Raw genomic sequence first — 21,792 nt, forward strand, 5'->3', positions numbered from 1 at the left:
GAAAACAGGCGGCCCTAAGGACCACCTGTCTCGATTACCTGATCTGTGTCCCGTTACAGAACGCCGAGCATTTCTGCGACGAGAGGATGTCGGACGATGTCCTGACCTTCGAGGTAAATAACTTCTGCGTCTGACAGTCCGGCAAGCTTCTCAGCTGCCTGGGCCAAGCCCGACAGGGATGGCAGGAGGTCCGACTGTTGTGGGTCGCCGGTTACGGCCATGGTTGAGTGCCAACCAAGCCGGGTCAACAACATCTTGAGCTGTGTATAGGTGCAGTTCTGCGCCTCATCGATGACGACAAAGGCATTGTTCAGCGTGCGACCGCGCATGAAACCGATCGGGGCAATCTCGATCAGCCCTTCGCCCATCATGTGTTTCAGCTGCTGCGGCGAGAGCCTGTCGGCGAGCGCATCGTATAGCGGGCGCAGGTAGGGGGCGAGCTTGTCTTCCATTGCGCCGGGCAGAAAGCCGATCTGTTCACCGGCTTCGACGGCTGGGCGAGAAAGGATGATGCGCGCGACCTTTCCGGATTGTAGCGCTTCGACTGCCTTGCAGATGGCAAGATAGGTCTTGCCGGTTCCTGCCGGGCCGAGGGCGCAGACGAGTGATTTGGTTTCGAGCGCCTTCATCAGGCGCGCCTGGTTTTCCGAGCGTGGCTTTACATTCTTCTGATAGCGCTGGTCGCGCGGTGTGTTGGGATTGCGGACCTTTTCAGCATCGTCGGGGTGCCATCCCCCATTGATCGCGTAGAGGCGTGCTTCCTGTCTGGACTTGCCGCCCATTTCCTCGAGGAAGCCCATGGCTTCAATCTCGTTCCTGGCTTTCTGACGCTTGGACACAGCACGCTTACCCATGAGGATCTCCTTTTCGGGCACAAAAAAACCGCCGGGCGGAATGCCGGGCGGTTACGAAGAACGGGGAGTGACTGGCTCCGGACCCGAGGGAGGGGCCGGGCGGGGTGGGTGTCAGGAATGGTCTTTGGACCATCAGCACTTGCCTCGCGAATCTCAACACCATTAGAGATTACCAGTATTAAGGCCCGGTTAACCAGTCGGTTCGGGTCAATAAAGTTTTATGACAAGGGAGCCCTGCGATATGGCACTTTTTGACCTCGATGGCGTGAAACCGGTCACACCGGAGAGCGGGAATTACTGGGTCGCGGAGAATGCGACCGTGCTTGGCCGTGTGATTCTCAAAGAGAATACCAGCGTCTGGTTCAATGCCGTGCTGAGGGGCGACAATGATCCGATCGAGATCGGTGAGAATTCCAACATCCAGGATGGCAGTGTCCTGCATACCGACCACGGTGTGCCGCTGACGATCGGCGGGAACGTCACCGTCGGCCATATGGTGATGCTTCATGGTTGCACGATTGGCGACGGGACGCTGATCGGGATCGGATCGACAATCCTGAACCGCGCAAAAATCGGCAAGAACTGCATCATTGGGGCACACTCCCTTATACCCGAAGGCAAGGAGATCCCCGACAACTCACTGGTCATGGGCGCGCCGGGCAAGGTCGTGCGCGAGCTTGATGATGGCGCTGCGCAGATGATTGCGGCGTCGGCGAAGGTCTATGTCGAGAACTGGAAGCGGTTCAAATCAGGACTGACCCGCATAGACGGTTAGGTACCTGCCTAGTCGTTGCTGGCCACAAGTTTCAAGCGTGGCTCCTTCGTCCGCGCGTCTGGCGGGTAGATCGCCGTGAGGCGATGACGCCAGACAGGTCGCCCTCGCAGGAAAGTCTCACCGCCCAGCGCCTGATACAGGCCGAGCATGCGCGCGCCTGTCTCGATATGAGGCGGCTTTGCAAGCGGGGCCAGTGTCATTTCGATATCAACGCGTTCTCCCGTGAGGGATTCGCCGCGAGCGCGAACGATGCCGGGTAGCTTTTCTCGCGAGATTATTTTCAGCAGGCTCGACAGCATATCGCGGTCGTGTCCGGTCCAGACGCCGAGAAAGTCGTGGTCAGCCAGCTCACGCCCAAGCGAGGACTGGAGTTGAACGCCTGCGGTACGGAAGAGCCACTGGTCGTCGCCCTCCTGCTGGATCACGAATAGTCGCTCGATCAGGTCCGGATGATCCTTTGTTGTCGGTCCAGACGGGACGTCCGAAGCAGCAATAGACATGCGCTGCCAGGCAGACAGCAGAGTCTGGCTGTTCGGATGAAGGGTTCTGTCGAGCATTTTGACCTGCTTCTCTATTCTGGCGTTATCTCTAAAGCGTCGGACTGCCGTCAGGCTGTCGCATCACCTCGTCGCAAGGCGCGGGCCAGTTCTATGTGTCCTGCTGCGGTCCAGATTTTCCGGCATCGGAACATTTTTCGCTAATCAGGCGAGAACTGGCACGGCTTGTGCTTCTCCTCAGGCGAAGAGCCACGGAGACCCCTTATGCGCGTTTCATCACGACACACCCTGTTCGCCGGCGCTGGTGCGGCAGTCATTATAACCCTGTCCGGCCTCGCCTGGGCTGGCGGTAGTGGCGGCAATGGTGGTTGCAATACGTGTACCGCGAAGCCGGTCTCTCCACCGACTTATAATGGCGGGCGTTCCGGCTGTTGTGACGGTGGCAAGCAACACGCGCTGCGCGTGCCTGGTGTGAATGTCGCGGGTCCGAACATCTCCATCGGCGGCACGAATGTTAACGTTCACGGCGGCAATCTTAATGTGTCGGCGCAGAGCTATCTCAATGTGACCGCAGGCGCCTCGGCCTCCAGCGAAGTGATCGCCTATGCTGGCGGTGGCGGTGGTTTTGGGGGGCCGGCCCCGGTTGGTGTGACGTCAATCGGCCAGCTTAATGTAAGCGGTGCAGAAGAAACCTATACCGACACAGTAACCGAACAGGTTCCGGAAACCGAAGAATACTGCGTTGACCAGGTCAGCTATCGTATGGCCTTCCGCGCTGTTCAGGCTGTCTGTATCGATGATACCGGCTCCCCGCACCCGGCGTCGCAAGTCGATGGCAGCCGCGATGTTGCCGGCACCTATAGCGGCGAAGTCTTTCGCTGTGTCGCTGGCTCGCGCCTTCAGGTCACGCTCGGAGGGATCCAGAATGGCCGCGCCGACTTCAATCGTGGTCAGACCATGGCTTGTGCAAAAGGTGAGGCCCTCGTTCATCGTCCGGGCGGCGATCTCAGCTGTGCCCCGCAGAAGCCGCAGCGCGATTGCAATGAACGCTCGCTCCTGCGCCGTTACGGTCCGGGCATCAAGGTCGTTGAAGCCCGCGTTGCAGAAGAAGTCTGCGTGCCGCAAACCCGCACCGTGATGCGCGAAGTGACGCGCCAGGTTCAACGGGTGCGCCAGGCCGAAGCCAAGTCGATGGTGTTCGACGGCGGCGTGGGACAAGGCGTCTACTAGAGATAAAAATTTAACAGGGCAGGGACGCGCTATTCTTGCGCGCCGTGTGGGGGGAGAAACGCCGTGCTGTGGCTGCACGGCGTTTCTTTATTGTTGCAATTCGGACATTCGATACGGCGAATTGTCTCGCGTCTGGGTTTGCGACTTGCATCCCTGCATAGCGCTGATAATCAGGCGAAGAGTCCGTTAGAGGCTTGTTCAAATAACAAATCAGAGAATTTGGAGACGTTAGATGAGGTTTCTTCCCAGACCTTCGAGCAATGCGAAGGTAGCGAAAGTGTCGCTCTGTGCCAGTGTTGGCCTTGCCGCGCTTATGGGTTCGCAAATGTTTACGGCTTCCGCACAGGAAGCCGAAGAAGAAGCAGACAACAGCCAACGGCGCCTCAATGCCGTTGTTGTCGAAGCAACGCGCCGTGCTGGCACCACCGTGCAGGACGTTCCGGTTTCCGTGACCGCGTTCGATGCATCGCTTCTGGAAGATACCGGCGTCGCCCGCCTCAACGATATCGAGCAGATCGCCCCGTCCGTGCAGATCGCGCAGACCGAGTCGGCCGCTTCCGGCACCTCGATTTCCATCCGCGGTATCGGTACCGGCTCCAACAATCCGGGCTTTGAGCCAGCTGTCGGTGTCCTGATCGACGGTGTGTACCGCACCCGTACAGGCATCGCCCTTTCCGAGCTGCCAGAGCTTCGTAGCATCGAAGTCCTTCGCGGCCCGCAAGGCACGCTGTTCGGCCGCAACACTTCGGCCGGTGTCGTCTCGATCAATACGGCTGGCCCACAATTCGACCCTGAAGCAACGCTGGGCGTCTCTGCGGGCAATTACGGCATGTACGCCGCTGAGGCCATGGTCACGGGCCCGATCGCTGACAACATCGCGACCCGCGTCGACATCAAATACCGCGAACGTGACGGCTATATCGACGATGTGAATTCCGGTCGTGAGCTCAACAATCTCAACCGTTTCCTGATGCGCGGCCAGATGCTGTTCGAAGAAGGCGATGCCAGCCTTCGCGTGATCGCAGACTACGGCCAGACCGATGAGGACTGCTGTATCGGCGTGAACCTTCTGCAAGGCCCAACCGGCGCCGCAGTGAACACCGCCGCCGCTTTCGCTGGCCTGCAGGGCTTTGCCAATGCGCGTCCGGAAGACCTGAAAGTCGCGCTGTCCCCTAACCGCGATATCCGCGACGATGTCGAAGAGTGGGGCATTTCTGGCGAGTACAAGAACCAGCTCGGCACAATCAGCCTGACCTCCATCACGTCCTATCGTGACTGGCAGGCGGATCGCGCGCAGGACGTTGATTTCTCCGGTATCGACCGCGCCTATCGTGATGGCACCGACATTACCGACAAGGTTTTCACCCAGGAAGTCCGTCTTCAGGACACTTGGGGTGACCTCGACTGGCTAGTCGGCGGCTTCTACATGAATGAGGAGCTTGGCTACACCGACACGATCCGCACTGGTTCGCAGGCAAATCTCTATACCGACCTGATTTCGGCTGGCGCGACCGCCAATCCGCTGGTGCCAACGGGCCTCCAGCTGACCGGTTCGCTCGGCCCAGCCGTACCATCGCTTTTCGTGAGCCTTCCGTTCGACGCCAATGGCGACGGCGTGCCAGGTGACCCAGCGCTGCGCATTGCGCCGGGCGTACCTGCAGGCCTGCCCTCTTACTTCATTCCAGGTCTCGTCGATGGCGGTGGCCAGAACAGCGACGTGTTCGAGGTGAAGACGAACGCAGCCGCACTGTTCACCCACAATGAGTACATGGTTACTGACCGCCTGACGGCGACGGCAGGCCTTCGTCTCAACTATGAAGAAAAAGAGATCGCCTATGATCTCACTTCGGTCGCGCCATCCTGTGACTTCTTCTTCACCGCAGACGGCCAGTCGGTTCTTCAGCAACTCGGTGCGATCAACGCGCTCGATCTTGCCCTGCTGAGCTGTAACCCTGCGATCAATAGCGAATATAATGGCTCTGACAGCGACAGCTTCGACGAGACCAATCTCAGCGGTACAGCGAAGCTGGCCTATGACTTCACCGATGATTTCATGGCTTACGTGTCATACTCGCGCGGCTTCAAGTCCGGTGGTTACAACCTGGATCGCTCCGGTTTCGACAGCGTCCTGTTCGGCGGCAATGGCGCCCAGCCAACCGACCTGCAGTTCGATTCTGAAACAGTCGACAGCTATGAGCTCGGCTGGAAATCGTCTTTCAACGCGCTCAATGCGACATTGAATGGTGCGATCTTCTTCCAGGACGTGCAGGACTTCCAGGAGAACTTCTTCACGGGCACGAACTTCCGCGTCATCAACTCTGACGTGGAAAGCTACGGCCTTGAGCTTGATGCCTCGATCATTCCGGCAGACGGTCTGACCATCCAGGGCGGCTACGCCTACACGAAGGCAGAGCGTCAGGGCGATGTAATTGTGCCTCTCGGAAATGGTCAGAATCAAGTCCTCGCACAGGGTGGCACCCAGCTGTCGCTCACGCCGGAACATGTTCTGACCGCGTCCGGCACGTATCTCTATGATATCTCGCCAAACCTCACGGCGCTGTTCCACCTCAATGCTCGCTATAACTCCGAGCACATCACCTCGGCAGCAACGGCTGGCATCGCGGACAATGACGCCTACACGCTGGTTGGTGGCCGTATCGGCCTGCAGACCGCAGACGGTAAGTGGGAATTCTCGATCTTTGGTGAGAACATCACCGACGAGTACTACAACCTCGCATCCTTCGCGGTGCCTGAGCAGACGGGCACAATTGCCGTCTATCCAGGCATCCCGACGATGTACGGCGCAGAGCTGAAGGTGAACTTCTAGGGCTCACGCGTCCTAATCTGAAATGAGAAAGCCCCGCCAGGATGCCTGGCGGGGCTTTTTTCTTTGTAGTGCGGGCGCGTCTCAGGGCTTACGGCGCGCGGTGAGCGCTACAGACGCCAGAATAAAGCTGAGGACTTCGAAACTGGCAAAAGCCCAGCCATTGAAGGTCGCGCTATCGCCCACAATCAGCGAAACGAGCCGGGCAAGGGTGTAACCGCCCATATAAACAACCAGAAACCAGAGGGCCGGTCGCTCATAGCGTGCCGGCATTAGCGCGCCGGCACCGGTGAGGCCAGCAGCTGCGAGGCTCACTCCTCCAAAGATGCCCCTCATTTCGAAAGCTGCATTGGACCCGGTGACGGTCACATCCAGCCGGGCCGTCATTCCGATAGGGTCAATAATGGACCAGAGGCCGAAGCCGACGAAGAGAACGGCGATCGCGCCGAGGAAGATACGTGTAAGCATGCAAGGCGATATAGGCCGGATTTTGTGGCGGCGAATCAAAAACCCCCGCCATCTTGCGAGGGCAGGGGCCTTGGATCGGCAGATCCTCAGTCGTCTGCGGGCTATTGCTCGCCGAGCGACTGAATGGTTGCGGCGTTGCCAACGGCGCTGGCAGAGCCATAGACACTTCCGCCATAGCTGATGCTGGCCTGGCCCTGCGCGATGATATTGGCGGCGTTGTGCTGATTGATCTGGCCACCGACCGCGCCATCGCTGCAGAAATTACAGACGGTTGCCGTTGCGGCATTGCCGATAGCCGTTGACGTTACGATGCCGGTGCCGCCCGTCCAGGAGGCTCCGTTGAGATTCGCATAGCTGTAAACTGTGCCGCTATTGTACTGATCTGCGTAGAGTACAGTGTCAGATCCGACATTCGAGATCAGTGCAGAGTTACCGACGCCATAGGAGCTCGCATTCGCATAGCCGTTCCAGTGATCGAGCGTCACATAGGTCTGTGCGTCGATATCAGCATTGTTTTCTTGCTGGGTCGGTGCGCCGTCGATGCCGAGCGTGGCATAGCCCCACTCATTATGGACCGTCGCGGAGTTACCGAAGCTGTTGGTTGCCGCAATGACGTTCGTACCGTTGCCCATATAGACGTCGGTCGATGCCGAAACGCGGGTGCCATCCTCGGTTTTCTGCAGGGCACGGTTATAATTCGTGCTCGTATAGCCGGTCGAAGAGGTCGCATTTGCGCCAGCCGTCGTGGCAAATGAAGCCGATGTGCCATCGCAGCACATGTCTGCATCAGTTTCTGCAGTGACATCTGCAGCGCTGTACTGAGTCTGATCGGCGACGCTGAAGCCGTGATTGTTGTCACTGGTCGACACATTCGCCACAGCGGTCGTTGCACTGGCAACCTGATCGGCCTGGTAAAGTTCGATTCGGCTGTACGCATCGATGGAGCCAGCAGCGCCTTGCTGCGCATAATAGCTGTTGGAGCCGTAATTCGTGCCGCCGGAAGAGGCGTTTGCGTAAGCCGTCGTGGTCGAAACTGCAGTGCCAGCCGAATAGCCGCGCAGGCGATTCGTCGCGGCAGCGGCAGCATCAAAGCTCTGGCGAACCTCAGCATCGATGTCACCGGTATGGCGAGTCGCGGTGGCGAGGTTGCCTACAGTGGTCGATGTGGAGACTGCATTCGGCGTATGATCATCCAGCTGGACGTCCATATCCGCCCAGACATTGCCGAACTGGACCTGGTCAATTGTGCCAGATGCAACGCTGGAAGAGGATTCGGCTTCCGATTCGGCAGCTTCGTCGCCCATGTAGGGGATGTATTCCCAGTCCTGGGCCGCAGCGATGGCCGTCGTTGAGGCGGCAAGTGCAAGAAGAGCCGATAGTCTGATTGCTGTCTTGGGCATTCTAGCCTCCATGAAGCAGTTATCTGTGTCCGTTTGTGCGACTAATTACGGCCACGCAGGACAGGGTCTCGGCGGTTGTGCCAGGCGGAGACGGACTGACGCGACGGGCCGTTATACTCTTCAAGCGGCGCACCTGCCGGACGGAAGTCGCCGGTAACGCTGTTGGTTGAGATGCCGCCAGCCGTCAGGGCGCAGACGTCGGAGGTCGGTGCAGCGTAGAGATTCGCCATCATTTCCAGCACCGCACGTTCGAGAACCGAACGAATCGCCAGCTGGATCGGCTCTTGCGCGCGGCCACCAATACCGATGTCGAACACGTTGCCATTGGCGAAGTCGAACACGCCAAGCGAGACTTCGCGGCCGATGATCTGTTTCTGGTAGGAAATGACATCGACGACTTCTAGGCTCTCTGTCTCTACAAGACGCAGGTCGAGACCCACATTGATGACGTAAAGCTTGGCGCCGATGGAGCCTTTGGTGTCCATCGCGTCGGTGTCGCCGACAAAAGCTTCACCGCCAACCGAACGGATATTGTAGTTCAGCTCGGTGATGCCGCCGATCAGGTAATAGTCGGATCCCGGGATGGAGCCTGCATTGATGCGGCGGAAATCCTGGGCCACGTCGTCGCCGATCAGGCGGTTATTGGCGTATTTAAGCTCAAGCTCTGAAACAGATGTGTCGAATCGTTCGACCAGTCGGGCGCCAGCTTTCGCGAAAGCGGAGATCGCCATGAGTGACGCTCCCTGGGTGACACGGCGGCCACCTTCAAAGTCTGCCTTGCCGGTATAGTCGAGGATGCGGCCAACCGCGATTCGCGGGGCAGCGTATCCACTTTGACGGGCATAGTGGCCCATGCAGACGAGGCCGTCGGAATATGGCGTCGGGTTCGCCGTCACCGGGGCGTTGCCAATCGGGTCAGCATAGTTGCCGCCCGGGCCTGCCACGGGTGAGACACAGCCGGTTGCGAGCATGGCGCCTGCCAGAACTGCGCCGGAAAGCCGCTTGGTCGCGGTCGTTTTCGTCTTGCCGATATTGATCATTGCAGGTCGAGCTCCCCATTGAGAACGACCGTCTGGTCGCCATTATTGATCTGCGTGGAATCAATGATCACGGTGTTGTAGTTTCCGTTCGTGACCACATTAAGCTGGTTGCCGATTGCCGTTCCTGATCCGAGCATGCCCGGTGCACCTTCTGTCTGCCCCCAGCTTGTATAGAGGCCGGTGCCAAGTCCGGTGCCGCCATTGATCAAGCCATTGATAACGACGCGATTATTGCTCACATCGCGTGAAGTTGCGGTAAACGGCTGGCTTTCTTGTCCCGGAGCAAAGCCATAAGGACGTTCGAACTGAGAGGCGCTTGAGGCAGCCTGGGCCGCGGCTGGCTGTGCGACGCCCGCGCTTGCGGCGATTGCAAGGCCAGCCAGGCCGGTAAAAAGTTGCATCGTATGTTTCATCTGCCGATCCCTTTTGGGGTTGATGCGAGGATCGGTTGCAATGGGTGTGCCAGTTTGCGGGAGCGCGTACGGCTTTTCTCGCCTCTTTGGGGAACAGCCCGCGTGAATTTCGGGCCAGCAGGTGACGGCCGACGGATGAAATTGTGCCGATATGCACCAGGATCAAGCGCATCAGGCGAGAGTGATTCCTTCGCGCGCACGTCTGCGTGTGTTATAGAGGAACCCAACCGGAGCCAGAAAACTGGCCAGAAAAGTCAGGGAGGATGACTATGCTGATTGAGCAGATCTTGAAAACGAAGGGCGGTGAAGTCCTTACAATCGACGCGCAAAGCTCACTGAGCGATGCAGCGAGATTTCTGGATGATGCGAAAATCGGTGCCGTTGTCGCCGTCAATGACGCAGGCCTCGCAGGCGTTCTTTCAGAGCGGGACATACTGCGCCAGGTCGCTCGCCATGGTGCAGATGCACTACAGATGACAGTCGAAGAGTCGATGACACGCGGCGTCATTACAGCAAATCCGGGTGAAAGCCTGGACCAGTGTCTGGCCCGAATGACCGACAGGCGCGTGCGTCATCTGCCCGTCATGCGGGACGGTCGGCTCGCTGGCATCATCTCCATTGGTGACCTCGTGAAGTGGAAGATCGAGGAGACCCGCGCAGAAGCCGACGCCATGGCGGACTATATCAAGGGACAATAATCGCCTCTCGGGTGATATTAGCGCTTGCCAAGAGCCGCGAACAGATTCTATATGGTCGGTTCCATCTGAAACGCCTCTGCCTATGTGGGGTCGATGAATAATCGGCTCAGCTGGGCAGCGTTTTGCGCCAAAATGGCAGGATAAACGGGTCACTGTTTAATCTGTCGGGGAAGTGCAGAAGGGTCGTTGACGGGAGACGGATCGGCAAATAGAAGCCGCCACTCTTCTGGAAATGACCTTCCGGTGAAAACGAGGTTCTAATGAACTTCGCGGGATCCGGGTTGTGCTTCAAACACTGCAGTTTCCGGCTTTTGGCCAGTTGCTGCAGAAGAGTGCAAAAGGGTTGTTGACGGGGGTCGGGCCGGTCTTTAAGAGCGCCCTTCTTCTGGAGACGACCTGCCAGACGGAAGGAACCTTTCGGGGTTCCGGACGGACGGTAAGCGCTTATGTTTCTGCGGTTTTTTGGCCTTGTGCCGCGAACTGCAGAGGGTGCGAAAAAGGGTGTTGACGGAGTTCGGACGGCCTCATATATGCCGCCCTCTCCTGAGACGCTCAACTGGTTGAGACGGTGCCTCACGGCACGGATCGAAAGCCGGGTTTCGCGCTTCAAATTGCAGGTTTCGCAGGTCACTGCGAACTTCTGCAGAAAGCGCAAAAAAGGGTGTTGACGGGAAATTCGGTGGCTCATATAAGCCGCCTCTTCCGAAGCGGGGCACACTGCTCCAGCCGAGGGAAACAGGGCTCCGGCCCGGTTGTTTGACATCGTAGGATTATGGAAGAGAAACGCAGGCGGCATGAATAGCTTGCGGAGCCCTCAGGGGCTCCAATGCGATCATGACGATGCGTTTCAAGGAAATACCTTTCACTATTATTGGTTTCGGCCAATGATTTTGTGAAAAGGGTTTCCCGTCAAAACGCAAAATTGCAATCAGCAATTTCCGACCTCTATTCCAAGAGGTCGAGTACGTCAGAGATCGAGCACTCAACCTGAGAGTTTGATTCTGGCTCAGAACGAACGCTGGCGGCAGGCTTAACACATGCAAGTCGAACGACATAGTGGCAGACGGGTGAGTAACGCGTGGGAACGTACCCTTCACTACGGAATAGCTTCTGGAAACGGAAGGTAATACCGTATACGCCCTTCGGGGGAAAGATTTATCGGTGAAGGATCGGCCCGCGTTAGATTAGTTTGTTGGTGGGGTAATGGCCTACCAAGACTACGATCTATAGCTGGTCTGAGAGGATGATCAGCCACACTGGGACTGAGACACGGCCCAGACTCCTACGGGAGGCAGCAGTGGGGAATCTTGCACAATGGGCGAAAGCCTGATGCAGCCATGCCGCGTGAATGATGAAGGCCTTAGGGTTGTAAAATTCTTTCGCCAGGGATGATAATGACAGTACCTGGTAAAGAAGCCCCGGCTAACTTCGTGCCAGCAGCCGCGGTAATACGAAGGGGGCTAGCGTTGTTCGGAATTACTGGGCGTAAAGCGCGCGTAGGCGGGCTATTAAGCCAGATGTGAAAGCCCGGAGCTCAACTCCGGAATTGCATTTGGAACTGGTAGCCTAGAGACCAGGAGAGGTTAGCGGAATACCGAGTGTAGAGGTGAAATTCGTAGATATTCGGTGGAACACCAGTGGCGAAGGCGGCTAACTGGACTGGTACTGACGCTGAGGCGCGAAAGTGTGGGGAGCAAACAGGATTAGATACCCTGGTAGTCCACACCGTAAACGATGAATGCTAGTTGTCTGTGTGCATGCATACAGGTGACGCAGCTAACGCATTAAGCATTCCGCCTGGGGAGTACGGCCGCAAGGTTAAAACTCAAAGAAATTGACGGGGGCCCGCACAAGCGGTGGAGCATGTGGTTTAATTCGAAGCAACGCGCAGAACCTTACCCGCGTTTGACATGCCCTGTTTGGTTACCAGAGATGGTTTCCTTCATTTGGTTGGCAGGTGCACAGGTGCTGCATGGCTGTCGTCAGCTCGTGTCGTGAGATGTTGGGTTAAGTCCCGCAACGAGCGCAACCCTTATCCTTAGTTGCCAGCACGTTTGGGTGGGCACTCTAAGGAAACTGCCGGTGCTAAGCCGGAGGAAGGCGGGGATGACGTCAAGTCCTCATGGCCCTTACACGCGGGGCTACACACGTGCTACAATGGCAGTGACAATGGGATAATCCCAAAAAGCTGTCTCAGTTCAGATTGTCCTCTGCAACTCGAGGGCATGAAGTTGGAATCGCTAGTAATCGTGGATCAGCATGCCACGGTGAATACGTTCCCGGGCCTTGTACACACCGCCCGTCACATCATGGGAGTTGGATCTACCCGAAGACTGTGCGCTAACTTCGGAGGCAGCAGGCCACGGTAGGTTCAGCGACTGGGATGAAGTCGTAACAAGGTAGCCGTAGGGGAACCTGCGGCTGGATCACCTCCTTTCTAAGGATGCTTTCTGATTGTCTGCTCACGCAGACTTCGAAAGCTCTGATAGACATAGCTGCAGAGCTTGCTCTGACAGCAAAACATATGCGGCTGTTTATGCCGTCTTCGTTTCTCTTCCTTCATTCGCCGTGCCGGCCAGCTGGACGGCATAGTTCAGCGAGCCCCCGGGTCCTGGTAACAAGGGCCGGTAGCTCAGGTGGTTAGAGCGCACGCCTGATAAGCGTGAGGTCGATGGTTCAACTCCATCTCGGCCCACCACGACCCAAGGGAGTGCGCCGGGCCCTATGCTACAGCTTGATACTGGTATTTTTGGGGCCTTAGCTCAGCTGGGAGAGCGCCTGATTTGCATTCAGGAGGTCAGCGGTTCGATCCCGCTAGGCTCCACCATTCCTTGAGTGGTGTGCGTAAATTGCGAATGAAAGAAGTAATAGGTTTCCGGACTGCGGTCCGGGATGTTTGTAAATCGTAAGGGAAAGACTGATCCGGCCGACATGCCGATCCTAGTGATCGATGTGTCTGCTTATAGCCGATAACGCAAGTGCCATAGGAGTATGGCAACAAAGCTTGCGCCAAAGGGTTAGTCTGCAAGAAACCAACATGTCTGATCTGAAATTGTGGGCGGATTTGTGATGTACTGGAAAGTGCATTCACCTCCGCACACGAGTTTCGAATGAGATCAAGCGTCAAAAGGGCATCCGGGGGATGTCTTGGCGGTAAGAGGCGATGAAGGACGTGGCACTCTGCGATAAGCACGGGGGAGGCGAGAGCACCCTTTGATCCCGTGATTTCCGAATGGGGAAACCCACCTCCGAGATGGGAGACTACAGGCTGGCGTTCGCGTCAGCTTTTGGTCTTTCATTTCACTAGAGAGGTATTTCACACTGAATACATAGGTGTTGAAAAGCAAACCCGGGGAATTGAAACATCTAAGTACCCGGAGGAAAGGACATCAATTGAGACTCCGTTAGTAGTGGCGAGCGAACGCGGACCAGGCCTGGTCTGAAATAAGGAGAATGAGCTGGGAAGCTCAACCGTAGTGGGTGATAGTCCCGTATCCGTAAAATGAAGACCTTTTAGAGTAGGGCGGGACACGTGAAATCCTGTCTGAACATGGGGGGACCACCCTCCAAGCCTAAGTACTCCTTACCGACCGATAGTGAACCAGTACCGTGAGGGAAAGATGAAAAGCACCCCGACGAGGGGAGTGAAACAGTACCTGAAACCGGATGCTTACAAGCAGGTGGAGCTCTTCGGAGTGACACCGTACCTTTTGTATAATGGGTCAGCGACTTAGTGTTGCGTGCAAGCTTAAGCCGTTAGGTGTAGGCGTAGCGAAAGCGAGTCTGAATAGGGCGATTGAGTACGTAGCATTAGACCCGAAGGCAGATGATCTATGCATGAGCAGGCTGAAGGTGGGGTAACACCCACTGGAGGGCCGAACCGTTGTATGTTGAAAAATACTCGGATGACTTGTGCCTAGGGGTGAAAGGCCAATCAAATCTGCTGATAGCTGGTTCTCCGCGAAATCTATTTAGGTAGAGCGTCAGATGAATACTCCAGGGGGTAGAGCACTGGATGGGCTAGGGGGACTCACCGTCTTACCAAACCTTACCAAACTCCGAATACCTGGAAGTAATATCTGGCAGACACACGGCGGGTGCTAACGTCCGTCGTGAAGAGGGAAACAACCCTGACCACCGATTAAGGTCCCCAAATTATAGCTAAGTGTGAAAGGATGTGGGGTTGCTTAGACAATGAGGAGGTTGGCTTAGAAGCAGCCATCCTTTAAAGAAAGCGTAACAGCTCACTCATCAAGCGACCCTGCGCCGAAAATGTAACGGGGCTAAAGCTATATACCGAAATCGTGGGCTCCATTGGAGCGGTAGCGGAGCGTTCTGTAAGCCTGTGAAGGTGTCCTGTGAGGGATGCTGGAGGTATCAGAAGTGAGAATGCTGACATGAGTAGCGATAAAGCGGGTGAGAGACCCGCTCGCCGAAAGTCCAAGGGTTCCTGCGTAAAGCTAATCTGCGCAGGGTTAGCCGGCCCCTAAGGCGAGGCCGAAAGGCGTAGTCGATGGGAACACAGTTAATATTCTGTGGCCTGGGAGTGTGTGACGAATTCCGAAAGTTGTCTGTCCTTATTGGATTGGATAGGCAGCCTGGGAGTTCCTGGAAATAGCCCTCCCGTATAGACCGTACCCTAAACCGACACAGGTGGACAGGCAGAGCATGCCAAGGCGCTTGAGAGAACGATGCTGAAGGAACTCGGCAAATTACCTCCGTAACTTCGGGAGAAGGAGGCCTCATACTGGGCAACCAGCTATGAGGGGCACAGACCAGGGGGTTGCGACTGTTTATCAAAAACACAGGGCTGTGCGAAGCCGTAAGGCGACGTATACAGTCTGACGCCTGCCCGGTGCCGGAAGGTTAAAAGGAGGAGTGCAAGCTCCGAATTGAAGCCCCGGTGAACGGCGGCCGTAACTATAACGGTCCTAAGGTAGCGAAATTCCTTGTCGGGTAAGTTCCGACCTGCACGAATGGCGTAACGACTTCCCCACTGTCTCCAGCATCGACTCAGCGAAATTGAATTCCCCGTGAAGATGCGGGGTACCCGCGGTCAGACGGAAAGACCCTGTGAACCTTTACTGCAGCTTTGCTGTGGCATCATAAAGTGTATGTGTAGGATAGGTGGGAGGCTTTGAAGCTTGGGCGCCAGTCTGAGTGGAGCCGTCCTTGAAATACCACCCTTATTCTTTGTGATGTCTAACCGCTCCCCTGGATGGGGACGGGACCCAGCATGGTGGGCAGTTTGACTGGGGCGGTCGCCTCCCAAAGAGTAACGGAGGCGCGCGATGGTAAGCTCAAGACGGTCGGACATCGTCTGTTGAGTGCAATGGCATAAGCTTGCCTGACTGCGAGAGTGACAACTCGAGCAGAGACGAAAGTCGGTCATAGTGATCCGGTGGTCCCGAGTGGAAGGGCCATCGCTCAACGAATAAAAGGTACTCCGGGGATAACAGGCTGATGATGCCCAAGAGTCCATATCGACGGCATCGTTTGGCACCTCGATGTCGGCTCATCACATCCTGGGGCTGGAGCAGGTCCCAAGGGTTCGGCTGTTCGCCGATTAAAGTGGTACGTGAGCTGGGTTCAGAACGTCGTGAGACAGTTTGGTCCCTATCTGCCGTGGGTGTTGGAAACTTGAGAGGATCTGTCCTTAGTACGAGAGGACCGGGATGGACATACCTCTGGTGGACCTGTCGTGGCGCCAGCCGCGCAGCAGGGTAGCTATGTATGGACGGGATAATCGCTGAATGCATCTAAGCGAGAAACCCACCTCAAAACCAGGTTTCCCTTGAGAGCCGTCGTAGACGACGACGTCGATAGGCTGGGTGTGGACGCGCCGCGAGGCGTGGAGCTAACCAGTACTAATTGCTCGATAGGCTTGATCTTGCGAAGCTTCGTGTGCGGTGGTGAATGCACCACCGCTTGAGGTTTTCAGATCAAAACACCTCTGATAAAAATGAAAGTGGTACATACTCGTGAGTGAGTATGAGTGACATGTTGGAATTTGCGCCATTGCCCGTTTCCGCCGACCCGGTGGTTATGGCAGGGGTTCCCCACCCGATCCCATTCCGAACTCGGTCGTTAAGTCCCCTCGCGCTGATGGTACTGCGTCTCAAGACGTGGGAGAGTAAGTCGCTGCCGGGTCCGCCGAAACGGGCGATGCGCAAAACTAGACACTTGCAGACAAGTCTTTTCCTTACAATTTACCGCCTTACGGGCGGAGCGTGGCCGGCCGCCTAAAGCCGGACCGCGATGCAGTCCGGCCCCCGTGGCCGGATTTGTGTTTTCAGGACCGGAGAAATCCTGTTCTGACAAAAAGCTGACGCGGGATGGAGCAGTCCGGTAGCTCGTCAGGCTCATAACCTGAAGGTCGTAGGTTCAAATCCTACTCCCGCACCCAAATAAGCCCCTGATCTTCGGATCAGGGGTTTTTTTGTTTGTGCTGAGGCTCTGGTCTCATCGAGCTGGCTCCCAGCCGTTTTCCGGCTCTGCTGATTGGTCTAAGTCACGTGGTATGGCGGCGCACTCCTCATGATACGGATCTCGACAGACGGTGCGCTTCGCTCCTTCCGGAGCTTCAATTACCGCGTCTGGGCGAGCGGCTCAGTCGTCTCGAACTTCGGTACGTGGATTCAACGCACGGCGCAGGACTGGCTGGTCCTGACCCAGCTTACCGATCACAACGCCACCGCGCTCGGTTTTGTCGTTGCCTGTCAGTTTGCACCACAGCTTCTCCTGCTGCCATGGAGCGGCTTTGCCGCAGACTATTTCGATCGGCGGAAGCTACTTGTCGCGACGCAACTCGCGATGGGCGTTCTCTCGCTGCTCCTTGGTGCGCTGACAGTGATGGGGCTTGTAGAGCTCTGGCATGTCTATGTTTTTTCGTTTTTGTTCGGCTGCGCGGCCGCAATCGATGCACCTGTCAGGCAGACATTTGTGAGCGACCTTGTCGGCGACACGGATCTTCCGAACGCGGTCGCGCTCAACTCAGCGTCCTTTAATGGCGCCCGTCTGGCCGGTCCGGCAGTTGCTGGCTTCCTCATCGCCGCCTTTAGCACAGGCTGGGCCTTCCTGATCAATGGCGCGTCCTATTTCGCGGTCCTTCTATCGCTCTTCTTTCTGAGAGTGTGCGAATTGCACAAGGCGAAGCGAGCCGAGCGTCAGCGTGGTAACTTCACCGCGGGCTTCATCTATGTGTGGCGCAGGCCGGACTTACGTATCACTCTCATCATGCTTTTCCTGATTGGGACGTTCGGCTTCAAGTTTTCGATCTTCGTTGCGACGATGGCAGCAAAGGTCTTTCAGACCGATGCTCAAGGCTTTGGCGTCCTCTCATCGTTCATTGCAGTCGGTACGGTGGCCGGTGCGTTTCTGGCCGCACGGCGCCGCACACACACGATGGGGTTGATGGTGACGGGGGCGGCATTCTTCGGCGTTGGCTGCCTCGGCGCGGCGCTCGCGCCCGGTTACTGGACCTTCGCGGCTGCGCTTGTGGTCACAGGCATGGCGGCGCTGACCTTCATGACCACCACGAACAGTATGATGCAGCTGACCACGGCGCCGGAAATGCGCGGCCGTGTCATGGCACTGCGTATCGCTGTCGCGTTGGGCGGTGCCCCGCTTGGCGCGCCGATTATTGGCTGGATAGCAGATGTACTCGGGCCGCGCTGGGGATTGGGCGCAGGGGCGGCTGCAGGCTTCGCGGCCGCCATCGTCGGCGCCCTTTATCTTAGAACGCACGGCCAGAACGAAGAAACGATGAGCGAGACTTGAGCGATTGGCGACAGCGCCGCCGCTCCTGTGCTACCATTCTTGCAACGCAGGCTTTGACACTGCATGACGAATGGGAGGCGCGCCATGCCCGCAGATACGATCAACTCGCTCGATATGAAAGCAACCCTCTTTGAACGGGCCGAGGCCTGGCGTCCTATACTTGCCGCGCGCGCAGAGGAAGCCGAAGTAGGCAGAAAACTACCGCAGGACATCGCCGACGGCTTGGCGCGCGATGGGCTCTATGGCCTTTGCCATCCAGAGCGTGATGGTGGCTCGGGCACGACACCCATTGAATATGCCGAATTGATCGAAACACTGGCGCGCGGCGACGCGGCGCCCGCATGGTGCGCCTTCATCGCTTCGACCGCCGCTTTCGGTATGGCCTTCGCTGACAATGCGACTGTGCGCGAGCTGCTGTGCCGGTCTGGCGTGAAGACGGCAGGGGTGTTCGCCCCGATGGGCCGGGCCGTAGAAGCTGAGCAGGATGGCCAGAAGGGCTACCGCGTTACAGGGCGCTGGGCTTGGGGGTCTGGCAGCCAGAACGCCGACTGGGTCAGCGGCGGCTGCTTCCTCGCCGATGAGGCTGGCCAGCTGATCATGTCCCCCAAGGGCGGACCCATACAACTTGCGCCCATCTTTGCGGCAGACCAGATCAGTTTCGTGGATACTTGGCATGTCACCGGACTCAAGGGCACGGGCTCAACCGATTTCGAGGTCGAAGACGTGTTTGTCCCAGCCGACCGGGTAACCACCGGCTTTGGCCGCACGCGCCAGGATGAAGCCGCTTTCCGCTTTCCGGCATTCGGCCTGCTCTCGATTGGTATTGCTGCCGTCGCACTTGGCGCAGCGCGGGGCGCGATGGATGATTTCTATGATCTTGCCGGCGCCAAGAAGCCGTCGGGTAGCAGCAAGACCCTGTCCGAAAAGGCGCTCACCCACCGCGATGTGGCGATAAGCGAAGCGGATATCCGGCAAGGACGCGCCTTCTTCTTTGAGGCCATAGAAGCGGCCTGGCGGGCTGCACAGGCCGGGCCCGTGCCGCTTGAGCTTCGCCGCGACCTGCGCCTCGCCACGACAAGCGCCGTTCAGTCGGCCAAGCGGGCCGTTGACCGGGTCTATGAACTCGCGGGTGGCACCGCGGTCTATAGCCAGTCGCCTATCCAGCGGCGCTTTCGCGACATCCATGTCGCGACCCAGCACATCATGGTTGGCGCGTCGACCTGGGAAACAACAGGTCGGCTCTATCTTGGTCAGCCCGCTGACACAGCAATGCTCTAGGCGCGTCAGCCGCCTTCCGGCAGCACAATATCCCGGTGCGTATCGAAGAGCTCAGCGAGAAAGTCACTCAGCGCGCGAATTCTGGCGAGGGGCGCCAGATCTTCATGCGTCGTCAGCCAGAAACTCCGCTCAACGCGGACCTCATCCTTCAGAACAGGCTGAAGCGCATCATCGCGCGCGGCCATAAAGTTTGGCAGGACGGCGATGCCGAGCCCCGCCCGCGCCATCTGTAACTGGGCAATAATGGACGGGCTGCAGAATTGTAGCGTCAGATCCGGCGCGATTTCAGCGTGATAGCGAAGCTGCGGGGAGTAGATGAGATCGTCCACATAACCAATCAGCGTGTGCCGGGAGAGGTCAGCTGGCGAGTTTGGCACGCCCCGGCGCGAGAGATAGTCCCGGCTCGCAAACAAGTGGAGCGCATAGTCTGACAGCTTGCGGACTTTCAGCCGGCCCGATGTCGGCCGCGCCAGCATGACCGCCATATCGGCCTCGCGCTTCGGCACGCTCGCAAATCCCGACATGGCGATAAGGTCGAGTGCAATGGAAGGATAGTGGTCGCGAAAGCCCGCCAGGGCCGGAGCAATCAGCGCGTTACCGAGGCCTTCAGTGACACCCAGCCTGACCCGTCCGCTAGCCTCCGTCCCTCCTATGTCGGCCTGCGCAGAGATTTCGAGCGCTGACTGCTCGATCGCCTCGGCCTTTGCGACGATCGCCTCGCCCGCAGACGTCAGGATGTGGCCGCGCCGTGTTCTCTCAAACAGGGATAGGCCGAGATCGGCCTCCAGCCGCCTCAGACGCCGCCCGACGGTGGTCGCGTCCAGCCCAGTGCGCGCCGCCGCATCCGACAGCTTCGTGTGGCGGCTGATCTCAAGGAGGAGTTTGAGGTCGTCCCAGTTCATGGGTGATATCCTGGACTGCAATCATGCAGGTTAAACCTGCACATGTGCGTGTTTAACTGCGTGTGCGCCAAAGATAAACTGCGGCCAGATAGATATGGGAGAAAGCCGTATGCGCAGCGTTCATCATTTCATTTCGGGTAAATCCGTCGAAACCGCCTCTGGCCGTTTCGGTGACATCTACAATCCTAACACCGGTGAAGTTCAGGCAAAGGTTGGCCTCGCACTTGATGCTGAAGTCGACATGGCGGTCGAAGCAGCCAAGGCCGCCCTGCCTGGCTGGATGGCGACAAACCCGCAACGCCGCGCGCGCATCCTGTTCAAGTTCAAGGACCTGCTCGAGCAGAATATCGATGAGCTGGCTGAGCTCCTTTCGTCCGAGCACGGTAAGGTCGTTGCCGACTCCAAGGGCGACGTGCAGCGCGGCATCGATGTGGTCGAGTTTGCCTGCGGCATCCCGCACCTTCAGAAGGGTGAGTATACAGAGGGCGCTGGCCCCGGCATAGATGTCTATTCGATGCGCCAGCCCCTCGGTGTCTGCGCCGGTATCACCCCGTTCAACTTCCCGGCAATGATCCCCTGCTGGATGTTTGCTGTCGCCATCGCGTGCGGCAACACATTCGTGCTGAAGCCGTCGGAGAAGGACCCGTCCGTCCCGGTCCGCCTTGCCGAACTTTTCCTTGAAGCCGGTGCGCCCGAAGGCGTGCTCAATGTCGTCCACGGTGACAAGATGTCGGTCGACGCCATTCTCAAACACCCCGACATCAAGGCGGTCAGCTTTGTCGGCTCGTCGGATATTGCCCAATATGTCTATTCAACCGGTACCGCGCACGGCAAGCGCGTCCAGGCCATGGGCGGGGCGAAGAACCACGGCATCATCATGCCTGACTGCAATATGGAGCAGGCGGTGAAAGACATTGTCGGCGCGGCCTATGGCTCGGCTGGCGAGCGCTGCATGGCGCTGCCCGTGGCGGTCACCGTCGGCAAGAAGACAGGCGATGAGTTCGTCGAGCGCATGCTGGAAGCGGCGCAGAACCTGAAAGTCGGTATCTCGACGGACACTGACGCCCATTACGGCCCCGTCGTCTCCGCCGCGCACAAGGCAAAGGTCGAGGATTATATCCGCATGGGTGTCGAGGAAGGCGCAGAGCTCAAACTCGACGGCCGCGGTCACACGCTTCAGGGCCATGAGAATGGCTTCTTTGTCGGTCCAAGCTTGTTCGATCATGTGAAGCCCGACATGCGCACCTACAAGGAAGAGATTTTCGGTCCGGTGCTCCAGGTCGTGCGCGCCGAGACACTGGAAGAAGCTGCGGCCCTGCCAAGCAATCACCAGTATGGCAATGGCGTCGCGATCTTCACCTCGGATGGCCGCGCCGCGCGTGAGTTTGCCGCGCAGGTCAATGTCGGCATGGTCGGCATCAATGTGCCGATCCCGGTGCCGGTCTCCTATCACACGTTCGGTGGCTGGAAGCGCTCGGCCTTTGGTGACACCAACCAGCACGGCCCGGAAGGCGTGAAGTTCTGGACCAAGATCAAGACCGTCACCCAGCGCTGGCCAGAAGGCGATGTTGGCGACCAGGCTTTCATCATCCCGACGATGCAATAAGTCTGACCCAAGTCCTAGATTTTGAGGG

Annotated in this window: 14 protein-coding genes, 3 tRNA genes and 3 rRNA genes; 13 read left to right on the forward strand and 7 right to left on the reverse strand. The window is 57.8% G+C overall.

What is annotated here, in order from left to right; genetic code table 11:
• Positions 1-53: 53 nt before the first annotated feature.
• Complete coding sequence (locus tag O4G74_RS14840) at positions 54-854, reverse strand: PhoH family protein (RefSeq protein ID WP_269403341.1); 801 nt, start codon at positions 852-854, stop codon at positions 54-56.
• A 241-nt stretch (positions 855-1,095) separates the two neighbouring features.
• Between O4G74_RS14840 and O4G74_RS14845 the strand changes: the two genes are divergently transcribed.
• The gene (locus O4G74_RS14845; RefSeq protein WP_269403342.1) at positions 1,096-1,629 is read left to right on the forward strand and encodes a gamma carbonic anhydrase family protein; all 534 of its coding nucleotides are present in this window, start codon (positions 1,096-1,098) and stop codon (positions 1,627-1,629) included.
• Between the two features lie 8 nt (positions 1,630-1,637).
• On the opposite strand, the gene O4G74_RS14850 is transcribed toward O4G74_RS14845, so the two are convergent.
• Complete coding sequence (locus O4G74_RS14850) at positions 1,638-2,186, reverse strand: PAS domain-containing protein (protein ID WP_269403343.1); 549 nt, start codon at positions 2,184-2,186, stop codon at positions 1,638-1,640.
• Positions 2,187-2,390: 204 nt separating this feature from the next.
• On the opposite strand from O4G74_RS14850, the gene O4G74_RS14855 reads away from it, so the two are divergent.
• On the forward strand, positions 2,391-3,356 hold the full coding sequence (locus O4G74_RS14855) for a hypothetical protein (protein ID WP_269403344.1): 966 nt from the start codon (positions 2,391-2,393) through the stop codon (positions 3,354-3,356).
• Positions 3,357-3,588: 232 nt separating this feature from the next.
• On the forward strand, positions 3,589-6,183 hold the full coding sequence (locus O4G74_RS14860; protein WP_269403345.1) for a TonB-dependent receptor: 2,595 nt from the start codon (positions 3,589-3,591) through the stop codon (positions 6,181-6,183).
• Positions 6,184-6,264: 81 nt separating this feature from the next.
• On the opposite strand, the gene O4G74_RS14865 is transcribed toward O4G74_RS14860, so the two are convergent.
• From O4G74_RS14865 to hfaA, 4 genes are all read right to left on the reverse strand, one after another.
• Positions 6,265-6,648 (reverse strand): DUF4345 family protein, encoded by a 384-nt coding sequence (locus O4G74_RS14865; protein WP_269403346.1) that lies wholly within the window; start codon positions 6,646-6,648, stop codon positions 6,265-6,267.
• Positions 6,649-6,749: 101 nt separating this feature from the next.
• Positions 6,750-8,048, reverse strand: a complete 1,299-nt coding sequence (hfaD, locus tag O4G74_RS14870) for a holdfast anchor protein HfaD (protein WP_269403347.1) — start codon at positions 8,046-8,048, stop codon at positions 6,750-6,752.
• 41 nt (positions 8,049-8,089) lie between these two features.
• The gene (gene hfaB, locus O4G74_RS14875) at positions 8,090-9,088 is read right to left on the reverse strand and encodes a holdfast anchoring protein HfaB (RefSeq protein ID WP_269403348.1); all 999 of its coding nucleotides are present in this window, start codon (positions 9,086-9,088) and stop codon (positions 8,090-8,092) included.
• Positions 9,085-9,501, reverse strand: coding sequence for a holdfast anchoring protein HfaA (hfaA, locus tag O4G74_RS14880; RefSeq protein WP_269403349.1), 417 nt, complete (start codon positions 9,499-9,501; stop codon positions 9,085-9,087). The genes hfaB and hfaA overlap by 4 nt, the downstream gene beginning before the upstream one ends.
• Before the next feature lie 269 nt (positions 9,502-9,770).
• Here hfaA and O4G74_RS14885 point away from each other — a divergent pair, with 269 nt between their 5' ends.
• From O4G74_RS14885 to O4G74_RS14925, 9 genes are all read left to right on the forward strand, one after another.
• Positions 9,771-10,199: a CBS domain-containing protein gene (locus O4G74_RS14885; RefSeq protein ID WP_419715405.1), complete on the forward strand. Its 429-nt coding sequence runs from the start codon at positions 9,771-9,773 to the stop codon at positions 10,197-10,199.
• A gap of 983 nt (positions 10,200-11,182) precedes the next feature.
• Positions 11,183-12,636 (forward strand): 16S ribosomal RNA (locus O4G74_RS14890).
• 184 nt (positions 12,637-12,820) lie between these two features.
• Positions 12,821-12,897: transfer RNA gene (locus O4G74_RS14895), tRNA-Ile, on the forward strand.
• A gap of 53 nt (positions 12,898-12,950) precedes the next feature.
• Positions 12,951-13,026 (forward strand) — tRNA-Ala (locus tag O4G74_RS14900).
• Between the two features lie 287 nt (positions 13,027-13,313).
• Positions 13,314-16,091, forward strand: a 23S ribosomal RNA gene (locus O4G74_RS14905).
• Positions 16,092-16,234: 143 nt separating this feature from the next.
• Positions 16,235-16,349, forward strand: a 5S ribosomal RNA gene (rrf, locus tag O4G74_RS14910).
• The 16S, 23S and 5S rRNA genes sit together here with 3 tRNA genes alongside, the layout of an rRNA operon.
• Positions 16,350-16,528: 179 nt before the next feature.
• Positions 16,529-16,605: transfer RNA gene (locus tag O4G74_RS14915), tRNA-Met, on the forward strand.
• Positions 16,606-16,739: 134 nt separating this feature from the next.
• Positions 16,740-17,978, forward strand: coding sequence for an MFS transporter (locus O4G74_RS14920; protein ID WP_419715406.1), 1,239 nt, complete (start codon positions 16,740-16,742; stop codon positions 17,976-17,978).
• 84 nt (positions 17,979-18,062) lie between these two features.
• A complete protein-coding gene (locus O4G74_RS14925; RefSeq protein WP_269403352.1) occupies positions 18,063-19,256 on the forward strand; it encodes an acyl-CoA dehydrogenase family protein in 1,194 nt (397 codons plus the stop codon).
• A gap of 5 nt (positions 19,257-19,261) precedes the next feature.
• Here the strand turns inward: O4G74_RS14925 and O4G74_RS14930 are convergent, their stop codons facing one another.
• The gene (locus O4G74_RS14930) at positions 19,262-20,158 is read right to left on the reverse strand and encodes a LysR family transcriptional regulator (protein WP_269403353.1); all 897 of its coding nucleotides are present in this window, start codon (positions 20,156-20,158) and stop codon (positions 19,262-19,264) included.
• A 109-nt stretch (positions 20,159-20,267) separates the two neighbouring features.
• On the opposite strand from O4G74_RS14930, the gene O4G74_RS14935 reads away from it, so the two are divergent.
• A complete protein-coding gene (locus O4G74_RS14935; RefSeq protein ID WP_269403354.1) occupies positions 20,268-21,764 on the forward strand; it encodes a CoA-acylating methylmalonate-semialdehyde dehydrogenase in 1,497 nt (498 codons plus the stop codon).
• The last annotated feature ends 28 nt before the right edge of the window (positions 21,765-21,792 follow it).

The sequence above is a fragment of the Henriciella marina genome (genome assembly GCF_027213945.1).
In the GTDB taxonomy this organism is placed as follows: domain Bacteria; phylum Pseudomonadota; class Alphaproteobacteria; order Caulobacterales; family Hyphomonadaceae; genus Henriciella; species Henriciella marina_A.

Excerpts from the sequence above, each read along its gene's own strand:
- O4G74_RS14845 (WP_269403342.1), top strand. The coding sequence starts at position 1,096 with ATGGCACTTTTTGACCTCGATGGCGTGAAACCGGTCACACCGGAGAGC.
- O4G74_RS14935 (WP_269403354.1), top strand. The coding sequence starts at position 20,268 with ATGCGCAGCGTTCATCATTTCATTTCGGGTAAATCCGTCGAAACCGCC.
- O4G74_RS14840 (WP_269403341.1), bottom strand. The coding sequence starts at position 854 with ATGGGTAAGCGTGCTGTGTCCAAGCGTCAGAAAGCCAGGAACGAGATT.
- hfaD (WP_269403347.1), bottom strand. The coding sequence starts at position 8,048 with ATGCCCAAGACAGCAATCAGACTATCGGCTCTTCTTGCACTTGCCGCC.
- O4G74_RS14860 (WP_269403345.1), top strand. The coding sequence starts at position 3,589 with ATGAGGTTTCTTCCCAGACCTTCGAGCAATGCGAAGGTAGCGAAAGTG.
- O4G74_RS14865 (WP_269403346.1), bottom strand. The coding sequence starts at position 6,648 with ATGCTTACACGTATCTTCCTCGGCGCGATCGCCGTTCTCTTCGTCGGC.
- O4G74_RS14930 (WP_269403353.1), bottom strand. The coding sequence starts at position 20,158 with ATGAACTGGGACGACCTCAAACTCCTCCTTGAGATCAGCCGCCACACG.
- O4G74_RS14925 (WP_269403352.1), top strand. The coding sequence starts at position 18,063 with ATGCCCGCAGATACGATCAACTCGCTCGATATGAAAGCAACCCTCTTT.
- O4G74_RS14885 (WP_419715405.1), top strand. The coding sequence starts at position 9,771 with ATGCTGATTGAGCAGATCTTGAAAACGAAGGGCGGTGAAGTCCTTACA.
- O4G74_RS14850 (WP_269403343.1), bottom strand. The coding sequence starts at position 2,186 with ATGCTCGACAGAACCCTTCATCCGAACAGCCAGACTCTGCTGTCTGCC.
- O4G74_RS14855 (WP_269403344.1), top strand. The coding sequence starts at position 2,391 with ATGCGCGTTTCATCACGACACACCCTGTTCGCCGGCGCTGGTGCGGCA.
- hfaB (WP_269403348.1), bottom strand. The coding sequence starts at position 9,088 with ATGATCAATATCGGCAAGACGAAAACGACCGCGACCAAGCGGCTTTCC.
- hfaA (WP_269403349.1), bottom strand. The coding sequence starts at position 9,501 with ATGAAACATACGATGCAACTTTTTACCGGCCTGGCTGGCCTTGCAATC.